The sequence below is a fragment of the Streptomyces sp. NPDC015661 genome, assembly GCF_043077765.1.
GTDB lineage: Bacteria > Actinomycetota > Actinomycetes > Streptomycetales > Streptomycetaceae > Streptomyces.
Genome location: NZ_JBIBST010000017.1, coordinates 1 through 20,035, shown reverse-complemented (window position 1 = coordinate 20,035; position 20,035 = coordinate 1). Strand labels below are relative to the sequence as shown.

The window sequence follows — 20,035 nt, the reverse complement described above, 5'->3', positions numbered from 1 at the left end:
CGGCTGTTCGTTGATCAGAGGTGGGGGTTCGCGGTGTTCGGCGACCGGCGGTGACGGCGCTCCAGCCAGTCCAGCAGCAGCGTCCGGGTGAGATCGTCAGGCGGCCGGACACGCCCGGCGATGACCAGCCGGCGGTTGCCGAGGTCGACGTCGCCGAGCAGGAGGGTGGCGATCTGGGCGACCCGGGCGGCGTGGACCGCCGCGAATGCGAGGATGCACCGCGCCGCCGCGGCACTGGCCGCCGCGAATGCGAGGATGCACCGCGCCGCCGCGGCACTGGCCGCCGCGACGGAGCGATCGACCTGTACGGGGATGAGCGGTTGCAGCACGGCGTACTCGTATTGCCCGACCCTGATCCGGCTCGTGGGGTTGCGGAAGATCAGCCGGCGCAGCATGTGCATGGGTCGGCCCTTGAGTCGCTGGCCGGCGGGTTGGTTGCCCGGCACGGTCGCTCGATCGCTGCTCCGGGTTGGGGACCGACAGGCCCGGGTTCATGAGAGTGGTCCACACGAACAGCCGGCTTCGCCGGGCTGGCCAGACGTCTGTAGTCCCGATATGTGGCCAGGGATCGGGACGGGTTTCGATGGCCGGGCATGACCTGTTACGAGCCGGGCGAACGGCCCCGGGTGATCGGTGCCGGCCGCGCATACCGGGGCCGTAAGGGCGAGCCGAAGGGCTTCGGCCGGCGGGACTTCCGCGAGCTGATCGTCCGTGCCCGGACCCGGCTCGGCGGACGGATCGTGCTTGTCCGGGACAACGTCCGCCTCCGCCTCGGCAAGCCACTGCAGGTGTTCATCGAGGGGTAAGCCGCCTGGCTGCCCGTCTTCCAACTGTCCGTCCATGCGCCGGACCTGAACCCGCAGGAGTGCATCCGGTCACCGGTCACGCGCGGTATCGGCAACCTGGCCGCGCCGACCTCGGCCACATCACCCGGGCCGTTGAACACCGCCTCACGAGCCCCAGTACCGCTCAGACCTGGCAGACGGCTGCTTGGCCGCCACCGGACTGGTCAAGGGCGGCTTCCCCGCAGGCCGATGGGGCTGGGCCCAGAAAAATGGGAGCGCGACAACGCGGTGTGCGCGAGACTTGCCTGGTGATCACGGACGTCAACGTGCGCGTGGCTGACGAGGCTGACGCGCCGGTGCTGGCTCGTCTGCGCTGGGCATGCAAGCAAGAGGACTATGGCGACGACCTCTCCGAGCCGGTTCGGCCCATGAACCACGCTGAGGACGGGATCCGGGACCGGCTCGCAAGCCAACTCCGGATGGCCTGGGTCGCCGAAAGCGACGGCGAGATCTACGGGCATGTCTTTCTCCACTGGTGGAGAGGATGCCGGAGCCCTACGAGGACAACACCCCGGTCGGCTACGTCACGGACTTCTACGTGGTCCTGAACACCACAATCGAGGGATCGGCGCAGCCCTTCTTCAAGCTCTGAGAAGGCATGCCCAGGGCAGCGGCATGGAGGACCTGATCGTCTGGCCGTCCGAAGGCAGTGTCTCGCTCTACCGTCGATCCGGTTCCAGTCTCCGACCGATTTGTTGGAGGCACGGTGAACCGACCACCCGTCGTTGCGGACGATGACAGGTGTCGAGCGGGGGAGTCTCCGTAACTCCTCTTTCACTGAATGCATCGGTCAGCCCAGCGCGCTGCACGTACCTCGCGGCCCAGGGCTAGCGGAGCCGGCGCCCCCGATGGTTGGCGGGCGGCCCCTACAGCCCTCAATCAACTTCAGTAGGAAGACTGGTGGCATGACAGTGAAGATCAGCCGCATCAACCCCGATCAATTGCACGAGACGCCGGGCTACCACCACATCACCGTGGTGGAAAGCGGCCGAACGGCCTACCTGGCGGGGCAGTGCCCCCTTGACCGGGGCGGCTCTCTCGTCGGCTCGGGATCCCTCGAGGTACAAGTCGACCAGGTCGTCGAGAACGCACTTGCTGCCCTTGCGGCGGTGAATGCTCAGCCGCAGCACGTGGTGCGTTCCGTCATCTACGTGCGGAGCGATGAGCAGGAGGACCTGGGCCTGGCTTGGCACCGGCTCACGGCTTCCGCCCTCGGGCCGGCGTTCACGTCCGCCAGCACGCTCCTGGGGGTTGCGCAGCTCGGTTTCGCTGGGCAGCTGGTCGAGGTGGACCTCACCGTCGCGCTGCCCGACTGAGCGGTCCTCACGCCTCGAACAGGTCGCCAGCGGGTGGAAGTCGAACGCTGGACCGCCTTCAGCCCGTACTGCGGCCTGGAAGCCCTCTACCAGCCAGGCATCCGCGGGGCACACGGGAAGGGCGGCGGCGAGGGCCAGGTCGGCCGGCTCCGCCGCAACCGCCTCGTCCCGGTCCTCGAAGTGGGCACGCTCGCCGAACTCAACCCGCGTGTCGACCGGTGGGACCAGGAGGATGACGCCCGCCGCCTCCGATCCGGTCCCCGCACCCTCGGCGAGTACGTCGCGACCCAGGGGGCTTCGGTTGGATCAGGGGGTCGGGTGCTGGCGGTCGTTCGTGCGTGCCAGTCTGGGGCGATGAGATCCTGGAGTACCTCCACCGAGGATGACCTGCGGCGTCTGCTCAATGACTGGGATCCCCTCAGCGTTGCTGACGATGTGCAGGACGAGTACGACTGCATGCTTGCTCCCCTGCTCCAGCGGCTCCGTTCCGGTGGTGGCCGGACCGAGATCGGTCAGTTCCTGCGGCACGAGCTGGAAGATCACTTCGGTCTCGACCCTCTGGGCCTGCGGCCGGATGCAATGGCCGTCCGCGTGGTCGAGTGGTGGAAGTCGACTGGCCCGGCCGGTGACATGGCCGGCGCATAGCCGCTCTCTTCCGATCGTCTGGTCGTTGGTCTGGGTGTGACGTTGCCTGACGCGCAGTGGGCGCGATCGAGCCGTTGCTCCTGGATCGGACGCCCAGGCGGGGTGATCGGTGGCGCGATCATCGTGCGGTGATCGACGTGATCGCGCGGAATTTCCGGACCGGGTCCCAGTAGGTGTACGTGCCCGATCGCCCCACCACGTCACAGTGGGGAAACCCGTGTGCGTTCCCCGCCGACGAGGACTCACCGAGCAGGCCGCCACCCTCGCGATCGACACAAGATGTGCCGGACGCTGAGGCTGCCGCACAACCCTGTCCCAGTTCGTCCAGGGCATGTCCCGTCGATCTTGCTGGAGGTCGCGGAAACCCGGTCGAGTTCAGCCCGGACGGGCCGTACTCTGGCCGGCATGGCCCACGCGAAGACCTCCTTTGTCTGCCTGCCCTGTCGGGCCTCCTACAAGCAGCCTCACCTCGGTGACCACGACCGGCTCTGCCCGCGCTGTGCTGAGCCGTTGATCCATGTGGGTTCCGCCTTCGCAACGCCGCGGCGGCGCGACACGGCTGCCTGGCGAACCCTGTCGGTACTTTTGAATGCCGGTGTCCGCTTCCACAAGAGTTGCTGTGGCGGCCCTGGCTATCGTCCGCGCACACTCAGCGAGGTGCGCGAGCGGATGGCATACGCGCGAAGGACCGGTGAACCGTTCGCGCGTGCATTGGTGCGCCGCGAGCTGCCGTAGCCCTCGGCGCAGCACTGTAGCTCTGCCTTTCCGATCATCCGAGTCGTTGGCTTGGTACGACTGGTCGCGGTGATCTGACAGACGAGGAGTCGGCCGCTTGGAGCCGCTTCTGCCGGTGAGCAACGGGCGTTGTGGCAGGTGGCAGGATCATCGGCAGGCGCTCAAAATCGAAACCGGCATCAACCCCTACAGCCTCGCAATCACCCGCGCATGCGTCGAATACCAGTCAACCGGCTGATGAAACTGGTGGGCCGGGTGGCTGGACGGAATCAGCGGTCGAACAGCAATCGGTTCGCCGGGCTCCAGGCCACCCTGCCGTCGCGCTCCTGGAGTAGTCCCCTCAGCGCCCCAGGTTGCCTGGGGTTCGTGGCTCTCCCCGGACAGTCGGCGGACGAGTTCGATGGCTTCTTGTTTGCCTGGCAATGACGGCGTCGACCATGCCGGACACTGAAGAGAGCCCATACGCGCTACAGAACAGCTCCAGCCGCCGACGACGGTCAGGCGGCGCCGAAAAGCGCAGCCATTGCAGGAACTCGGCATCGTCTCGGAACGGCGCGACGTACTCGAGCGCATAGGACGCATCGTTCCGGCGCATGGGGGTGATCTTGCATAACCTCTTCGCTTGCCACCGACGTGATCAACATATGCTCCCCAAACGGCAACAAATGTTCGCCGTGTCCACCGATGCAGCCAGCAAGAAGATGGCGTAGTCCCGTGCACCATCAATGACCTTCGCCTGACCGAGTGTCTCAGCCGCCTCGACCACTTCGCCGACGGTCATACCGAACCGGAGCGGTCCGATGCCGCCAGCGGGCCAGTGGGGCCAATTGCCCCGTTCGGTGACTCCGAATCGGCGACCAGCGGACTGCCGGATGGCGCCGAGATCGCGCGGTTCACTCCGAGGTCGAATGAGCCGGAGTCCTGCAGGGGCAGTCCAGCGGGGGCCGTGCAAGGACACACGTCGGAGGGGCCTGCCCCTCCGACGCCGCAGAACTCAGGTGTCGCTGCTGAAGATCGTCAGCACCCGCAGCACTTCCAAGTAGATCCACACCAGCGTCGCGGTGAGACCGAAGGCGGCCAGCCACGCCTCCTCGCGAGGGGCGCCGTAGGCGACGGCGTCCTCCACCTGCCTGAAGTCCAGGGCGAGGAAGCACGCGCCGAGCAGGACCCCGATGCCGCCGAAGACGATTCCCAGGCCGCCGCTGTGGAAGCCGAGGCCGTTTCCTGCACCGAAGGCGGAGAAGAGGAGGTCGGCGACCAGGAGCAGCATGAATCCGGCCGTGGCGGCGGCGACGAACCCGACGAACTTCCGGTCGACCCGGATCCAGCGCATCCGATAGGCGACGAGTACCCCGGCGGAGACCGCGAAGGTGCCGAGAACCGCCTGAACCACCACGCCCGGTGCGATGTACGTCGAGGTCGCGCTGGAGATCACGCCGAGGAAGACGCCCTCGAACGCCGCGTACCCGAGGATCAGCGCCGGAGACGGCGTCCGCCTGACGGCCTGGATCATCGACAGGACGAAGGCGACGACGGCGGCGCCCAGCGCGATGCCGTACGACCGGTTGATGTTCGCCTCGTCGACCGGCAGCAGGAGCCAGGACAGTACGGCCGTCAGGGCCACGGTGCCCAGCGTCGTCGCGGTGCGGACGACGACGTCGTCCAACGTCATGGCGGTCCGGTCGACTTGCGCGTCCGTGTTTGGGTCGGTACCGGGAGCGGGGGCGTAAGGGTTGATCGCGTAGTCGCTCCCGGGCCGGCCTGCGGCCGTGACGCCCACCGGGTGGCGCGTGGAGGCGGCGTCCCGGGCGGCGCCCCAGCGGGAGAAGATCGGATTGCTGCTCTTCACGTCATTCCTCCTCGTCCGCCGCAAGCGCGGCTTGCTCTCGCACAGGATTTGTCATCGGGAGGGAGCGCGCGTGGCAAACGTGTGACAACGCCGTGCACCGGTCGACGACTGTAACCCTGTGCGTCACCACTCTGACAGGTGACGCAGTGAGGGGCAAGTCGGCCCTCCAGGTCCGGCCAGACTCATTCGGACGGTGTCGTCCCCGGACCGTCGAGCAGCTCCAGGAGGAATCGGTCCCAGTTCAGACCGTCCATCTCCGCCTCGGCAGAGGTGACCCGATAGGTGGCGTCGAGCCAGTTCGCGAGCGGCACGGTGGGCAGTTCGAACAGGGCCTCCACCTCCTGCGATTCGAGAAGAAGCCAGGATGAGGGCCGCTCGCCGGGCAGCGTCGGCCACATCCGCACATCGCCGGATCCGCTCATCGCCGTCAGGCCGTGGTGCAGCAGTTCGCGGCCGATCCGCCAACTAAGACTCGGCCCTCGTTCCGCGAGGAACTCGACGGTGATCACCGCGGGCATGTCCGGGTCGAACCGGAACTCCGCCTGCATGGGCAGCCGGGTGAATTCGTCGAGCATCTGGTCGATGTCCAGGAACAGCGAAGGCACGTGCCCGGGCAGCGGGCGTGCCCGCAGTGGTGACTGATCACGGTGCATGACAGGAGTTCCCCTCCGTGTTGCGAAGTCTGCGCCTTCCACTCTTCGCCGGGGACGGAACCTGTACATCGGTCACTTGACGGTCAAAGGCCGGGCGGGGGAGGGGCCGTGGTCGGTGCTGTGATGCGCCCGTACGGGCCACGGAGTGTGTGACGTAAGCCAATGTGCTGCTGGTGCTGCCACGGCCGCCGGACGCCGCCACTGCCGGCGGCGCGTGGATCTGGCGATCACCCACCACCCGGGGCACCGGCCAGGTCACGCCTTTCGGTGGCCGACTCTGCCTCGTCGCCTTGAAGAACCGCCGGTCGGCGGCAGTACGGCGGCTGGCGTCTGCCAATTGATGTCGGTGGCCAGTCCGCCGCTGTACGTGGCCGCCGGGGGCACGAGCGGGGGCAGCCCGATCGACAAGTCGCCAGTCCAGGAAGGGGCGAGGGCGTGGTGGTCGCCCTCCTTGATCGCGTACGCCTCGCGGGCGAGCTGTTCCTCGCCTGCGCTGCCGAACAGCTTGACCGTGGCCTTCAGTCGGTGGCGCGCCCGCCTGCGCGACAGCGCTGGCGGCCGCCGTGCCGCCCGCCCCGAGACCGTTGTTGGTGTCGTCGTGCCCGGCGCCGTAGGTGGCGATGAAGGGGGGTCGAGAAAGCAGGCCGTGCCTCACGCGGTGCTGAAGCCGTTGTCGTGGGGCGGCCTGGCGCGGCCGAGGCGGACTGTCACTCGCGCAGCGACAGCTCCGAGAGCTCCGAGTGGCGCCATTCGTCGGCGCTCAGCTGGGTGGAGTACTCGTGTACTAGTACGAGCACGGGGCCGCCCGCATCTCCAGGCGATGGTCGACCGGCCGGCAGTCTCCGGCTGCACCGTGGGTGGTGGAGCTGCCCGGCTTCGTCGACACGGAGCTCCGCACCGGCACCGTGGGGAGGATCGTCCTGCTGCCGGAGCCCGCCGAGCTCGCAGGGCGTGACGTCGGGGGCCTGCCTCGCGTGGTGCGCCGAAGCGCCGGTGGTCGCGGATCGGGCGGTGGGCGGCACCGGGTACTTCGTGGGGGCTTGGGTCGCGCTGCACACGGCCGGCACGCATCCGGGTCGCGGCGCTGCGTGGCAGGCCGGCCGGCGAGGCGCCCGACAGCCCGCGCATGCTCGCCGGCGGGATCGCCGGCGAGCTCTGCCTCACGTACGTCGACGGGGATCCTTCGGTGCCCGACGGGCAGATCCGGTGCCTGCCTCAGGCGATCACCGCGGCCGGGGTCGGGCAACGGTGCGAGTTGTTCATGCGGTTCCGCACCGCGACTTCACCCGGTCCGATGCCGACTCCTGCGACCCGGCGGCGGCCTGACCGCACTGAACGGAGCTGCCGGCGCTGTTCGCCCCGTCTCCTTTGACGGATCGGGAGCCGGGAGCGGGTCACTTCGCCTGCAGGGGCCCCGCGAAGGACTTGCGCAGGGACGCCGGAGCGGCGAGGGGGAGCAGGGCGGCGAGCATCTTGCCCTTGACCGTGCTCGGTTCCCGCGTCAGTTCGACATCCACCCGGGTGCCGTCGCCCTCGGGGGTCATCCGGAAGACCCAGCCTCCGCCCGCCCCGAAGAGCTTGGAGTCCAGGGTGGTGATGGTGACCGTGTCGCCGTCCGGTTCCCACGCGTACCGCGCACGCTCCCAGGCGGCGGCCGTGCCCTCGGTGACCTCAGCCCAGGTGTCACCGAGCTCGTGGACCTCGAAGTGCTCGGCGTCGATCGTGGGCCAGGCCTGTGCGCGTGCGGGGCTGAAGTCGGTCAGCACCCCCAGTACGTCCTTCGGGCCGAGCGTGGAGACGAGGTGGAACCGTACGACTGCCATGGGACTTCCTCACGAGAAGTAACTGTTCTGACCGGTGACGCGAGGCTGGCACGGGGCAGCGTCACCTGTCAAGGTGGTCACTATTGGGAGCGTCGAACGCTTGTCAGGGAGTGCGGGGGAAGACATGTGTTTGCTTCTCTTTGGCGGCCGCCGACCGCCGACCGCCGACCGCCGACCGCCGGCCGCCGGCCGATCGGTAGGCCCGTCACCGCGTCGGCGTCATGGCGTGTGGTGGTGGCCAGATGGCCGAGTTGCACATCGACATGTGCGGGGACATGTGTAGAGACATGTTCGGCCCGGGGTTGTCCGGCTAGCCTCGTCACCATTGACGGCAAACAGCCCGAGGACCGACATGCAGGTGCACCTGAACCCCCCACTGGAGCCCGCTGACGCGCCCCGGCGCGCCGCCGCCATCGTCGCGGCTGCGGCCGACATCAGCGGTGCGGAACTGGACTACAGTCCCGAAAGCATCGACACGGTGGAGGACATCATCGACGGATTCCGGGCCGAAGGTGTGACCGGCGAGGACATGGCGGAATCCCTCGTCGCCTTCGGCTGCTACGTCGGCGAGGTCCTGACGCGCCACCTCGGCGGAGCCTGGCGCCTCGCCGAGGCAGGGCAGCACCCCACGACCGAGCCTCCCGTCGTGGAGCTGTCCGACGCGCGGGAGTGCCGCCCGATCGACTGGGTCTTCAGCCGCCTGCACTTCGGAGCAGACGTCAGTATCCGCGGCCTCTATGCGGTGGCCGGCACAAGCATCGAATCCCCGGACTGGCGAGCGGACGGGTGAGCGGGGGAGAAGATGAGCAGGTGTGCCGGTGGTCGGTGCACGCGTGGGACGTGAGTCGGCACCAGGGGGCACGGAATGAGAGCGCACACCGGCTCGGACGCCGTCGGGCCGGACGACGTCGTCCTGGTCGGCCGTGAGAGGGAACGGAAGCTGGTGGCCGCCATGCCGGCGGCCCTGCCCTGCGGCGGTGGGCGCGCGCTCCACCTGAGCGGCGCTCCCGGCACGGGACGGTCCACCCTCCTGCGCTTCGCCGTGACAGAGGCCGCGCGCCAGGGCATGGTCGTTCTGTCGACGGCAGAGTCACCGGCCGAGCGGGGTCTGCCGCTTTCCTCGCTGCACCACCTCCTGCGTCCCGTCCTGCCCCGCCTCACCGACCTGCCGGACCGCGCACGCGCCGTACTGGACAGCGGGTTCGGAGGCCGCCTGCCCGCGCCGTCACCGGCGGAGCTGGCCGCAGCGGTGCTGCGCCTGCTGACCGCGGTGTCGGAGCCGGTTCTGCTGTGCGTGGACGACCTCGACGGGCTCGACGCGGCGAGCCGTGAGGCTCTGCACGCCCTGGCCCGGCTCTGCGGTGGGACGCAGGTGGGCCTGATCGTCGCCGAGCGCGCCGCACCCGGCGTCCGGCCGAGTCCGTACGCGCAGACGGTGGTGCTCGGGAGCCTGTCCGGTCCCCAGGCCCGCGCGCTCGTCGCACGTACCGGTCGGGTCACCGCATACGCCGAGGAAGAGCTCGTTCTCGCCGTGGCGCGAGGCAACCCGCTCGCCCTCGTCGAACTCTCCCTGGGCGGAGGCCGTCTCGGGGAGGCGGCGGGCTTCGGCATGCTGCCCGCGACGCCTCGTCTGGCCGAGGCGTACACGGAGGACTGGGCGGCGCTGTCGGCCCCCGCACGCACCGTGCTGCTCACCGCGGCACTGAGCGCCTCGCCGGTGATGCGGGACATTCTGAGCGCGAGCACGCTGCTGCTCGGCAGCGCCCACGCGGCCCGCGCCGGGCTGGCCGAGGCGACGGCCCGCGGACTGGTGGTCGTGGAGGCCGCCGGTACGGTCGGAGCGGATGAGGCCCTTGGGTTCCCTGGAGCCTTTGAGCCCTTTGAGGCTGGCACAGGTGCCGTTTTCGGCCGAGGTGCCGGTCAGTACGCCGCAGGTGCCGTGGTCGGCCGAGGTACCGATCAGTCCGCCGCGGGCGGCGTGGTCGGCCGAGGTGCCGATGAGCCTGCCGCTGGAGTCGTAACCGGCCGAAGCGTCGTCGAGCCCTCCAAAGGCGCCCTGGCCGCCCGCGCCGCCGCGTCCGCCGAGGCTCATGCGCTCGCCGAGGCCCATGCGCTCGCCGAGTCCCCCGCACCCGCCGAGTCCCCCGGTCCCCCCGAGTCCCCCGGTCCCGCCGGGTCCCCCGGTCCCGCCGAGTCCCCCGGTCCCCCCGAGTCCCCCGAAGAGGAGCACCACCTCCGCTTCCCCGAGCCGTTGATCCGCCCGGCCGTTCTGCACCTCGAGTCGGCGGCCCGGCGCATGGCCGCACACGCCGCGCTCGGGCGGAGTCTCACCAGTTCCCCCCACGCGGCCTGGCACTCGGCCCAGTGTGCGGCGGGTCCCGACGAGGAACTCGCGCGGCGGCTGGAGCCGTTGGCGACCGGTCCCCGTTCGGGCAGCGCCGTGCTCGTGGCCCTCGCCGCTCTGGAAGGCGCGGCCCGTCTCTCCCCGGACCCGGAACGCCGGGCGGCACGGCTCCTGCAGGCTGCCGAACTCGCCGGCGACCACGGTCTGGTGGACCAGGCGCTCCGCTTCGTACGCCGGGTCGACCCGACCGAGCTGGGCGCGTTCGGACGTGCCCTGCTGCTGCGGGTGCACGATCTGCTGCCGGGCAGCAGCGCGGCCGGCCGGGAGCGGATCGCCGAACTGTGCGAGGCGGCACGCGAGGTCGCCGCCCAGGACTCCGCACTCGCCCAGAAACTGCTGCTCGCGGCGGCGCGCAGATGCCGGTGGCAGCAGGTCGGACCCGGCGAACGCGCCCCGGTCGTGAGGGCGGTCGAGGACCTGCGGGCCGGCCCCCTGGACGCGTGGTATCTCACCGTGATGGCGCTGATCGACCCTCTGAAGGTGCCCCACGCGGCGGTTCCGCACACCGTTCCCGGACGGTCCGACCTGGAGGAGCGGAGCCTGCTCTCCCAGGTGACCACCCTCACCTCCGAATTCGACCGGGCGGAGCCGCTCCTCGAGGAGGTGGAGGCGGTCTTCCGCGCCGCGGGCCGGTACGGACAGCTGCCGCTGACGCTCGTACCGCGGACCATGTGTCAGATCTGGCTGGGCACCGAGTGGCACACGGCCCGGTCGCTGGCCGAGGAGAGCCGGAAGATCGCGGAGCGGACGGCGCAGCCCGACTGGGTGGCGCGTGCCACCGGAATGCTGGGCATCGTCGCGGCGCTGCGGGGCGACCACGACAGGGCTCTGGAGTGCGCCGCGGAGGTCGAGGAGTCCTCCCTGCGCCTCGGCCAGAACCGGCAGTTGAGCCTGGCCGTCCTGGCCCGCGCGGTCTCCGCGTCCGGGACGGGACGGTACGCCGAGGCGTACGCCCGGCTGCGTTCCCTGTTCGCGGACCCGACGACGCCGTACGCCTTCGAGCAGTTCTGGGGGCTGGCCTTCCTGGCGGAGGCGGCACCGCCGGCCGGGGAGCAGGCCGACGCCAGGACGGTCGTCGATCACGTCACGTCCCTGACGGAGGCGGGGTGTGCCCCCTTGCCGGAACGGATTCTGGCGTACGCCGACGCCGTCCTCGCCCCGGACGACGAGGCGGAGGCCCGCTATCGCCGCGCGCTGCGGCCCGGGGCCGAGCTCTGGCCGCTGCTGCACGGCATGACCCAGTTCGCGTACGGAGCATGGCTCAGGCGCCGTCGGCGCGTCACAGAGTCCCGTACGCCGCTGACCAGGGCCGAGTCGGTCTTCCGGTCCCTGGGAGCCCTGTCCCGCGCGGAACAGTCCGCCTCCGAACTGAGGGCGACGGGCCGGACGGCGGACGGGGACTCCGCAGCGGACGACATCTCCCGCGTGCTGACGCCGCAGCAGCTCGCCATCGCGCGCCTGGCCGCCCGCGGCCTGACCAACCGGGCCATCGGGGAACAGCTGCGCCTGTCACCCCGTACGGTCGCCTCTCACCTGTACCAGATCTTCCCGAAACTGGACGTCTCCTCCCGCGCACAGCTCGCCGCGAGGATCGGCGCCGACTGACGGGAGGGCCGACGGTCTCGGTCAGGGCGGGTGACGGTCTCGGCCAGGGCGCGTGACGGTCTCGGCCAGGGCGGGTGCCGGCCTCGGCCAGGGCGGGTGCCCGTCTCGGCCAGGGCGGGTGCCGGCCTCGGTCAGGGCGGGTGACGGCCTCTCGGGTTGGAGGGACGGTTCCCTCGGCGCGAGTGGCGGGGTCGCCGGCCCGCATGACATGTCCCTCAGCGCGAGTGACGGTCCCTCAGTACCTCGGCGAGCTGTGCCCGCCCTGTCACGCCCAGCCTGGGGAAGATGCGATAGAGGTACGCCCCGATGGTCCGCGGCGCGAGGCCGAGCTGTTCGCCGATCTCACGGTTGGACAGGCCGTGGCCCGCGAGCTCGGCGATCCGCAGTTCCCGCGCGGTGAGCAGGGCGCGGGCCGCATCCTCCCCGGGTGCGCCCGGGGCGCCGCCGTCGGTTCGTTCCCCGGAGGCCCGCAGCTCCTCGACGATCCGCGGAGCGCGCGCCTCGGCGCCGAGCATGGTGAAGCCGGCCGCCGCCTGGCGCAGGGTGGCACGGGAGTCGGCGAACTGCCGCCGGCGCCGCAGCCACCGTCCCTGGGCCAGCCGGAGCGGCGCCTCCAAGAACGGCTGCCGGGACAGGTCCTCGGTGAAGGCCTGTTCGAACAGCGTCTGGGCGTCCTGGTCGTCCGCGAGGACGGCCCGGGCCACCGTGAACCGATGGGCGACCACGGCGGGGCACTCCCCGCCCAGCTCCGCTTCGAGTCGATCGAGCGTCGCGAGCGCTTCCCCGGAGGCGTTCTCGGCCTCGGCGGCCTCCGCGAACGGCACCAGCGCGAACAGGGCCACCGCGCGGGTGCGCGGCGACGTGAGGAGCGCCGACAACGCCGGAAGCGCGGCTCCGGACCTGCCGCACTCCACGAGGGCCCAGGCCCGGCCGACCGCGAGAACCGCGTCGATCGAACGCATCGAGCGCCTCGCCGCCACCAGATCACCGGCAGCGCCCGGGCGTACCGTGCCACCGGTGCGCAGAGCCCGTACGAGATCCTCCAGAAGGCGGGCGGCCGCCGCATGGTGGTCCTGGTCGTACACGCCCTCGGCGAGCGCCGCGCACCGCCGGAACGCGTGCTCGCCCTGACCCCATTCGCCCCTGGCCAGGTGGGCGAGGCCCAGCCTCAGCAGCACCGGGGGCAGCTCGCCGGCCAGGCCGTGGAAGCGATGGCGGCGCTCCGCCTGCCGGAACAGGTCCAGCGCCCTCAGCGGGTCACCCGCCTGCAGCGCGGCCTCACCGAGCCGTTCGAGGTCGCGTACGGGCATGTCGGCCAGGTGCCGGACGGCCGATACGCCCGCAAGTACGGTCGCGGCCCGGCGGACCGAGCCGACCGTGGCCATCGCGTGCAGCAGCCGGGGGTCGTCCGCGCGCTCCGGCATCCCGTCGAGGAAGGCCAGCAGCGCCTCGGCGCGCTCGTCGTCGCCCGCCACCGAGGCCGCCGTGATCCGGGCCAGCTCCAGTGCGTTCTCCTGCTCGGCGGCACCGCTGGGTACGGGCCAGGAGGCAGGGTCGGCCGGAGGCCGGCCGTCACCTCTCCCGGTCCGCGTCAGGGTCTCGGCGCACAGCGTGCCCAGGGGGCCCAGCCGCTCGCGCAGTGCGCGGTGCGCCATCGTCCGTGCCATACGGTCCAGCCCGAGGACCTCGGCGAGCTGGGCGGCCCGCAGGGCGCAGCGGCCCCGGTCCGCGGGCGCCGGATGCAGCTCGGCCGCCCTTCGCAGCAGCCGGACGGCCAGCGGTGGCTCGCACTGTTCCAGGGCCTGGCCCTGCACGGCTTCCAGACGGCCGGCCAGCTCCGCGTCGTACCCCTGCACCGCCTGGGACCGGTGCCACAGCATCGGCACCGAGCCTGGTGCCAGGACCTCCGCCAGGGCCGCGTGCGCGGCCCGGGAGCGCCGCGGCTCGGTGCCGTGGACGACAGCCCCCGCCGTCGCAGGGTGGCTGAAGCGCAGCCGCATGCCGTCGTCGACCGCCACGAGGCCCGCGTGTTCCGCGGGCTCCAGGGCCGTGAAGTCCGGCGCGGCGCCTCCGATCCGGGACGCGGCCGACAGCAGCAGCGGGAGCTCTCCCGTCGGGTGCAGCGCGGCCACCAGCAGGAGGTCCCGGGTCTCCTGGGGCAGGCGCGCGGCACCGGGGGCCAGGGCGGCGGCCAGCCGGTCGGACGAGGCGGGCAGGGCGGGCAACGAGTCCTCGGACGGGACGGGGAGTTCCAGCAGGGCCAGGGGATGGCCGGCCGCGGTCGCGAGCAGCTCGCGCACGGTGTGCGCGTCCAGACCGGGCCGCCGTGACGCCAGCAGCAGGGCGGATTCGGCCGGGGGGAGTGGGTCGAGCGGCAGCGCCGGAAGGCCGGCCAGGGGAGCCGGCGGCAGGCGGTGCGGACGGGCCGTCATCAGCAGGGCCAGCGGATGACCTCCGGTCCGCCGGGCGACGAACGTCAACACCTCCCGGCTCGGTTCGTCCAGCGCGTCCCAGTCGTCGACGGCGACAAGGAGGGGCTGCCCCGCGCGGCTGACCGACACCAGCACCTCGAGAACGGCGAAGGGCAGCCACGCCCGCCCGCCCGGAGCGGGCGCGCCGTCGACCAGCACCCTCTCCAAGGCGTCGAGCGGCTCGGAGGCCGGTGACGACCGGCGCGGGGCTGCCAGTACCGGCCACACGATCTGGAGCAGACCGGACAGGTCGGGCGAGGTGGCGCCCCGGATGCCGGCGCAGCGCAGCACACGCATGCCGGTGGCCGTCGCCGCGTGGACGGTGGCTTCCAGCAACGTCGACTTGCCGGCACCGGCCTCTCCGCACACGACGCGGGTCGCTCCGTGGGCCGCGGCCTCGCGCAGGAATTCCTTCAGGGCAAGAAGTTCGGGATCGCGACCAAGGAGACCCGGACTCCCCCGCAGCGAACCGCGCAGGGAGCCGCCGAGCGAAGTCGTGGCCTGCCGGCCCCCGGCCGCGGGCCGAGCGGAAGGCCCGGTTTGTGCGTTCATCGTGGCCCCCTTTTCCCTGCGTACGTTCCCACCCGGCCGGGAGAGCGCTCCGGTGCATGCTCCCATCCCGGGGGAAGGGAAGGCACGGAGGCAGCCGGTTCGCGTGCGGCTTGCCCGGCCGCAGAGTGAATCCCCCACGGGGGTGGGTGCGCGACGGTAGCCCGCGGTGGCGGATGTCGCGTCGGATCGCCTCTCGGTCCGCGCCCTGGTACGCGAGTACGCACGTGTGAACACGTATCTCGAAGGTGTCTCAGGCGCTCTCCTGTACGAACTCGGCGGTACGTTCCGGGGGACCGTCCGTCGGGCCGACGCAGCGCCTGGCCTGGAGGCGATGCCGAGCCTCGGAAAGGTCTACGGATGGGCGCCGACGGTGCGGCGCGAGATGAACAGACACCTGGCGATCTGCTGGTTCGTCAGCCCGGTCGTCGCGATCTCCGCGACCTCCGCGACCTCCGTGATCTCCTCCTTGGGCGCGCGCTCGGCCTGGGCCGTTTCCTTCGGATCATCTGATCGCTGGTGGATGTGTGTCGTTGACTGACGCCCGGTGGGTGTGCATCGAGCGGTTGCTGCCGGGCCGGACGCCGACGAGGGGAGGGCCGGGGCACGCATTTCAACCAGCAGCCAGCGGTGTGGATATGGCCCAACCAGGGTGTCGCCGGGCACTGACTGCTCAGGCCCCGCCTCAACCCCGTAGATGTCATCTCCTTTGGTGAGTCTGCGGTCGCAGGGGGGAGGACTTCTCCAGTGGCAGGCCCGCGTCACTAGTCGGACAATGTAGTTGCGCTCAGCAGAAGGCTTACTGCTATGCCCGGGTGCCCATCACTCGTTTCCGTGATTCACCCTTCAGTCCGGGTACATTCTGCCGGTTCTCCCGTTCGGCCCAGCAGTTCGGCCTAGCTCTGCACGGAGGTGTTTCCGATGACGAAACCCAGCGAGCAGTCAACCCCAACGGGACCTCACTCCCCAACCAAGTGGGATGTGTACTGCCCTGAGGAAGACCTCAACGTCCTCATGCTGTTCCCGACCAAAGAGGCCGCCACTCAGGCCGCAGCCGAACACAACACTCAGTTCACCCCACCACACACGGCCCACTGGGCGGTGCACACGCATAGCAACGACGACCCGCGGCCCCTGACTGAAGCTCAACGCGAAGCGTTCAAGCAGAATGAGTCCGACTTCGCCGAGTTGGAGAATCACAGCCGTTCGGTACGCGAGGCTGCCGAGGCCCGCCTGCGTGGAGTGGACTACGACCCTGGCGGTCCCTGGTACTGCTATGTCTGCACGTGCAGCCAGTTTCTCTCACCTGACAACAATGGCGGTCTGAACGCTCGGTGTCAGCGGGAGTTCTGTCGGCACAAGTCGATGCAGCATGCCTGAGCAACTCCCGAATCTGTGAGGCGTCGTCGCGGAAGGCACGCAGTTGGTCCCTCTTCCGATGCGTGGCCTCGTAGTGATGAATTAGGCCGTGTCCCGATCGGCCGCGGCACCCGTAACTGATGCCGTGACCTCGGGGAACGCGGGTGCGTCGCCTGCCTGGCCGGGCGTGATGACGAAGGCGAGCGGTCGGCAGTAGCTGTCCGCGGCGATGTGGATCTCGATGTCAGTCGGCCGCGGCACCGTCCGAGAGCATGGTCGTCCGGCTCGCCGCCCAGGGTCCCTTTTGAAGGCCCCGGCGGCGTGCAGATACGCCTAAAGCGTGTTGCAGAAGATTCCAGGCCAGGCCGAACTCCCGGGCTGGAAAGAGGACCACAACAGGTCCCACAAGCAGGTCCGGGCCCGGGTCGAGCACGTCTTCGCCCGCCTGAAGACCTGGAAGATCCTCCGCGACTGCCGCCTCACAGGCGACGGCGTCCATCACGCCATGCTCGGCATCACCCGGATGCACAACCTCGCCCTCGCCGGATAGGGCAGTGGGCCACACCGCAGCCAACCATTACCGAGACCACTCGGGTGACTGAGGGCGGTGCACGGCCCAGATGGGCAACTGCGATGCCCAGAATCGCGCCGTGCCCGACCGGCGGCTACGGGGGAATTCGTCCCGGACTACGCCTAGGGTCTCTCGTTTGGATCACTGGTGGCGGAGGCATCCCTGAGGCCTGCAAGTGCCGCACTGTCAGCGCCACCGTCTACGGTGCGACCATGTCGTTTGCCCTGCCCGATGGTCTGCCTCCCGGCCGGTTCCTGCCTTCCGGCCCTGCACGCGTATGGGTCTCGGACGAATTCCCGCATGACATTGAGCGTCTGTGGCCTCGCCTGCTGAGCGAGCAGAAAGCCTGCCGCCTGGTTCCGCTCCTGTGCCGGCCCGACGCCATGGGAACACCGATCGGCCTGGCCGACGTAGATGCCGTCCGTCTGGAGGAAGTGCTGGCCACGGACTTCGCCGAGTACCGGCGCAGGAGGCTGCCCTTCTGGACGGACCCGACCCCCGCCCCGGCGCCGGAAGGAGTCGAGCCATGGCCCCACGATCCCGGGCCGCCCTTCGAACAGTGGCCGGGCCTGGCACCGCAGGTGCCGGCTGCGCCCGCAAGCCTGACGCCCGAGACGGCGGCGGCAAGCCTGCTTACCTGGTTCAGCAAGACGGAACAGTTTGGGCTGGACGAGTGTCGCCTCGTGCTCGTCCCTGCCCGTCGCGGTAGCGATGCTCTGGCGTCGATCGGCTGGTCCGCGGAGGCACCGTTGCCTCTCCTGTGCGCACTCCTGCGGAGCTGGGAGGACCGCTTCGGTGCCCAGGTCGTGGCGGTGTTCGGCAGCGAGCTGCACGTGTCGGTCGCGAGGCCGCCCGCTGAAGCAGAGCACGCGAACTTGCTCGCCTTGGAACACGTGCTCTCGACCGCGAACAACATCGTCGACGATCCGCCCACCCCGTTCCCCGAGTACGCGATGGACCTCGTGGGACGGACTTGCTGGTCGTTCTGGTGGGACTAGGCATGACGGCCGTGCTGTCCGCGTCGTTGGTTCGGGTGTGCCGTTGACTGATGCGCAGTGGGCGCGGATCGAGCCGTTGCTCCCGGACCGGACGCCGAAACGTGGGGGCCGGTGGAGAGACCACCGTGAAGTGATCGACGTGATTTTCCGGAAGTTCCAGAGCGGCTCGCAGTGGGTGCACCTGCCGGAGAAGTACGGCAACTGGCGAGGCGTCTATGACCGGCTGCGGATGTGGGCCGTCGACGGCACGTGGGAGCGGGTCTTCACCACGCTCGTCGCGCAGGCCGATGCCGAAGAAGTTCTCGACTGGGCCGTCTCGGTGGACTCCACCATCGTGCGCGCTCACCAGCACGCGGCCGGGGCCCGCAACAAGGGGCCCCGGCCGGCGAGCCTGACGACCATGCCATCGGCCGATCCCGCGGCGGACTGACCACGAAGATCCATCTGGCGTCCGATGCCCACCGCCGGCCTCTGGCCTTCTACCTCACGGCCGGACAGGCCGGCACCTGGCCGGGCTCCACATCGCGGGCATCTTCCTCTGGTCTGCCCGGTGATCCAAACGAAAGGGCCTAGTCGTTGGGGTCTTCCCGGGCCTCGTACCCTTCGAGGCCGGCCCAGAGCAGGGACGGGACGAGTGCGTGCAGGTACCAGGCGAGGTCGGTGAACTTTGGCGCGTCCGGGATGCGCCGGCGGTTGATGGTGGGAAGGAAGGAGACTTCCCTGCGCTGCGCTGAGAACACGAGCATGCCGCCAGTCCTACCCTGCGCGTGGTAGATGTTCAGCGCCACGCTGTAGGGCAGGTTCGCCGTCGAGTCCAGCTCCGCGAGCACGGCGTCGAGGCGGTCGGGGGCGTTGTCGTACCACTCGTACATGTCGTCTGCATCGTTGATCATGTACGAGATGCGGCCGAGGCGTTCCTCGGCGGCCCAGCCGGCCGGGGTCAACACATCCAGCAGGGCGCGCACGGTGGTTGGAAGCTGGAAGGTGAAGTCGATGTCTGCTTGTCGGTTACCCACGTGTGTCTCCGTAAGGTGTTGGACGGCCCGGGAGGGCCGGGTGTGGCTGACGTGTGCTTGCCGCTTGTGGCTCACTAGGAGTGGCCGCCCGGCTCTCCGGGGCGCCCTGGCTGCTGATTGAGATGTGCGCGCCATGTGCGGTCGCTGATTACGGAGCGGACAGCGGGGTGTTCCTCGGGCCAACGGCAATCCGTGTGGCACGAGGAGGGGCAATGAGTGAACGACGAGCCCGGGTCTGGGCCGGCATCGATGCGGGCAAAGGGCACCACTGGGCGGCTGTGGTCGACGAGACCGGCGCGACGCTGTGGTCGAAGAAGATCGAGAATGACGAAGCGGCGATCCTGACTGCGCTCGGCGAGATCCTGGAACTGGCGGATGGCATCCACTGGGCAGTGGACATCTCCGGCAGGTCTTCCGCCCTCTTGCTGGCCCTGCTCGCGGCGCGTGGGCAGCGGGTCGTCTACGTGCCCGGCCGCACCGTCAACCGCATGGCCGGCGCCTACCGGGGCGAGGCGAAGACAGATGCCCGAGACGCCTACGTCATCGCCGAGACCGCCCGCCACCGCAACGACTTCGCCACGATCGACGTGCCCGCCCAGCTGGCCGCTGACCTCGCCCTGCTGACGGCCCGCCGCAGCGATCTGGTTGCCGACCGCACCAGGATGATCAACCGGCTGCGCGACGTGCTGACAGGCATCTTTCCTGCGCTGGAGCGGGCCTTCGACTACAGCTCCCAGAAGGGCGCGCTGGTCCTGCTGACCGGCTACCAGACCCCTGGCTCGATCCGTCGACGTGGCCGGGCAAGGCTGACGGCCTGGCTGGCCAACCGCAGCGTCCGCAGCGCCGACGCGGTTGCCGCGGCCGCCCTGGAGGCGGCGCAGGCTCAACAGACCGCGCTGCCTGGGGAGGATGTAGCCGGGGAGATCGTGGCCGATCTGGCGGCCCAGGTCCTTGCCCTGGACGACCGGCTGAAGCGCATCGACAAGCAGATCAGCGAGGTTTTCCGTAGCCACCCGCAGGCCGAGATCATCGAGTCCATGCCCGGCGTGGGCCCGATACTCGGGGCCGAGTTCGTTGTTGCTGCCGACGACCTGTCGTCTTAGAGGTCCTAACAGAAGCTGTTGATCATGTGACTGTCGGCTCGGTTGCTCGTTGGTCCGTTCGTGGCGAAGAGGAACTCCCGGCCGTGGGTCGTC

18 protein-coding genes and 2 pseudogenes are annotated in these 20,035 nt (G+C 70.1%); 13 read left to right on the top strand and 7 right to left on the bottom strand.

Annotation, left to right across the window (positions count from 1 at the left end):
• Positions 1 to 14: 14 nt before the first annotated feature.
• Positions 15 to 401: a hypothetical protein gene (locus ACF07V_RS34530; protein WP_392159627.1), complete on the bottom strand. Its 387-nt coding sequence runs from the start codon at positions 399 to 401 to the stop codon at positions 15 to 17.
• A gap of 192 nt (positions 402 to 593) precedes the next feature.
• Here ACF07V_RS34530 and ACF07V_RS34525 point away from each other — a divergent pair, with 192 nt between their 5' ends.
• The 6 genes from ACF07V_RS34525 to ACF07V_RS34500 all read left to right on the top strand — a co-directional run bounded on the left by ACF07V_RS34525 (position 594) and on the right by ACF07V_RS34500 (position 3,779).
• Positions 594 to 806: a transposase gene (locus ACF07V_RS34525; protein WP_392159626.1), complete on the top strand. Its 213-nt coding sequence runs from the start codon at positions 594 to 596 to the stop codon at positions 804 to 806.
• 603 nt (positions 807 to 1,409) lie between these two features.
• Positions 1,410 to 1,583 (top strand): hypothetical protein, encoded by a 174-nt coding sequence (locus tag ACF07V_RS34520; protein ID WP_392159740.1) that lies wholly within the window; start codon positions 1,410 to 1,412, stop codon positions 1,581 to 1,583.
• A gap of 167 nt (positions 1,584 to 1,750) precedes the next feature.
• Positions 1,751 to 2,161: a RidA family protein gene (locus ACF07V_RS34515; RefSeq protein WP_392159625.1), complete on the top strand. Its 411-nt coding sequence runs from the start codon at positions 1,751 to 1,753 to the stop codon at positions 2,159 to 2,161.
• Positions 2,162 to 2,194: 33 nt separating this feature from the next.
• Complete coding sequence (locus tag ACF07V_RS34510) at positions 2,195 to 2,806, top strand: hypothetical protein (protein ID WP_392159624.1); 612 nt, start codon at positions 2,195 to 2,197, stop codon at positions 2,804 to 2,806.
• Between the two features lie 405 nt (positions 2,807 to 3,211).
• Entirely contained in the window at positions 3,212 to 3,541 is a 330-nt protein-coding gene (locus ACF07V_RS34505; protein ID WP_392159623.1) for a deoxyxylulose-5-phosphate synthase, read from the top strand.
• Positions 3,542 to 3,638: 97 nt separating this feature from the next.
• Positions 3,639 to 3,779, top strand: a complete 141-nt coding sequence (locus ACF07V_RS34500; RefSeq protein ID WP_392159622.1) for a hypothetical protein — start codon at positions 3,639 to 3,641, stop codon at positions 3,777 to 3,779.
• A gap of 756 nt (positions 3,780 to 4,535) precedes the next feature.
• Here the strand turns inward: ACF07V_RS34500 and ACF07V_RS34495 are convergent.
• The 3 genes from ACF07V_RS34495 to ACF07V_RS34485 all read right to left on the bottom strand — a co-directional run bounded on the left by ACF07V_RS34495 (position 4,536) and on the right by ACF07V_RS34485 (position 7,866).
• Positions 4,536 to 5,390, bottom strand: coding sequence for a Bax inhibitor-1/YccA family protein (locus tag ACF07V_RS34495; protein ID WP_392159621.1), 855 nt, complete (start codon positions 5,388 to 5,390; stop codon positions 4,536 to 4,538).
• Positions 5,391 to 5,572: 182 nt separating this feature from the next.
• Positions 5,573 to 6,043 (bottom strand): SsgA family sporulation/cell division regulator, encoded by a 471-nt coding sequence (locus ACF07V_RS34490; RefSeq protein ID WP_392159620.1) that lies wholly within the window; start codon positions 6,041 to 6,043, stop codon positions 5,573 to 5,575.
• A gap of 1,394 nt (positions 6,044 to 7,437) precedes the next feature.
• Positions 7,438 to 7,866, bottom strand: coding sequence for a hypothetical protein (locus ACF07V_RS34485; RefSeq protein ID WP_392159619.1), 429 nt, complete (start codon positions 7,864 to 7,866; stop codon positions 7,438 to 7,440).
• A gap of 352 nt (positions 7,867 to 8,218) precedes the next feature.
• On the opposite strand from ACF07V_RS34485, the gene ACF07V_RS34480 reads away from it, so the two are divergent.
• Both ACF07V_RS34480 and ACF07V_RS34475 read left to right on the top strand, forming a co-directional pair.
• Complete coding sequence (locus ACF07V_RS34480; protein ID WP_392159618.1) at positions 8,219 to 8,656, top strand: hypothetical protein; 438 nt, start codon at positions 8,219 to 8,221, stop codon at positions 8,654 to 8,656.
• Between the two features lie 75 nt (positions 8,657 to 8,731).
• Positions 8,732 to 11,875 carry an AAA family ATPase gene (locus ACF07V_RS34475; RefSeq protein ID WP_392159617.1) on the top strand — a complete coding sequence of 1,048 codons (3,144 nt, stop codon included), beginning with the start codon at positions 8,732 to 8,734 and terminating at the stop codon, positions 11,873 to 11,875.
• 215 nt (positions 11,876 to 12,090) lie between these two features.
• Here the strand turns inward: ACF07V_RS34475 and ACF07V_RS34470 are convergent, their stop codons facing one another.
• Both ACF07V_RS34470 and ACF07V_RS34465 read right to left on the bottom strand, forming a co-directional pair.
• Positions 12,091 to 14,898 carry an AAA family ATPase gene (locus ACF07V_RS34470; RefSeq protein WP_392159616.1) on the bottom strand — a complete coding sequence of 936 codons (2,808 nt, stop codon included), beginning with the start codon at positions 14,896 to 14,898 and terminating at the stop codon, positions 12,091 to 12,093.
• Between the two features lie 351 nt (positions 14,899 to 15,249).
• The gene (locus ACF07V_RS34465) at positions 15,250 to 15,507 is read right to left on the bottom strand and encodes a LuxR C-terminal-related transcriptional regulator (RefSeq protein WP_392159739.1); all 258 of its coding nucleotides are present in this window, start codon (positions 15,505 to 15,507) and stop codon (positions 15,250 to 15,252) included.
• Positions 15,508 to 15,816: 309 nt separating this feature from the next.
• Between ACF07V_RS34465 and ACF07V_RS34460 the strand changes: the two genes are divergently transcribed.
• The 4 genes and pseudogenes from ACF07V_RS34460 to ACF07V_RS34445 all read left to right on the top strand — a co-directional run bounded on the left by ACF07V_RS34460 (position 15,817) and on the right by ACF07V_RS34445 (position 18,253).
• On the top strand, positions 15,817 to 16,275 hold the full coding sequence (locus tag ACF07V_RS34460) for a hypothetical protein (RefSeq protein WP_392159615.1): 459 nt from the start codon (positions 15,817 to 15,819) through the stop codon (positions 16,273 to 16,275).
• 337 nt (positions 16,276 to 16,612) lie between these two features.
• Positions 16,613 to 16,804 (top strand): annotated as a pseudogene (locus ACF07V_RS34455) (transposase); the annotation flags it as partial.
• A gap of 233 nt (positions 16,805 to 17,037) precedes the next feature.
• Positions 17,038 to 17,823: a DUF4253 domain-containing protein gene (locus ACF07V_RS34450; protein WP_392159614.1), complete on the top strand. Its 786-nt coding sequence runs from the start codon at positions 17,038 to 17,040 to the stop codon at positions 17,821 to 17,823.
• Positions 17,824 to 17,860: 37 nt separating this feature from the next.
• A complete protein-coding gene (locus tag ACF07V_RS34445) occupies positions 17,861 to 18,253 on the top strand; it encodes an IS5 family transposase (protein ID WP_392159613.1) in 393 nt (130 codons plus the stop codon).
• A gap of 139 nt (positions 18,254 to 18,392) precedes the next feature.
• Here the strand turns inward: ACF07V_RS34445 and ACF07V_RS34440 are convergent, their stop codons facing one another.
• Positions 18,393 to 18,839, bottom strand: coding sequence for a hypothetical protein (locus ACF07V_RS34440; RefSeq protein ID WP_392159612.1), 447 nt, complete (start codon positions 18,837 to 18,839; stop codon positions 18,393 to 18,395).
• Between the two features lie 212 nt (positions 18,840 to 19,051).
• On the opposite strand from ACF07V_RS34440, the pseudogene ACF07V_RS34435 reads away from it, so the two are divergent.
• A pseudogene (locus ACF07V_RS34435) lies at positions 19,052 to 19,939 on the top strand (IS110 family transposase); the annotation flags it as partial.
• Positions 19,940 to 20,035: the final 96 nt, after the last annotated feature.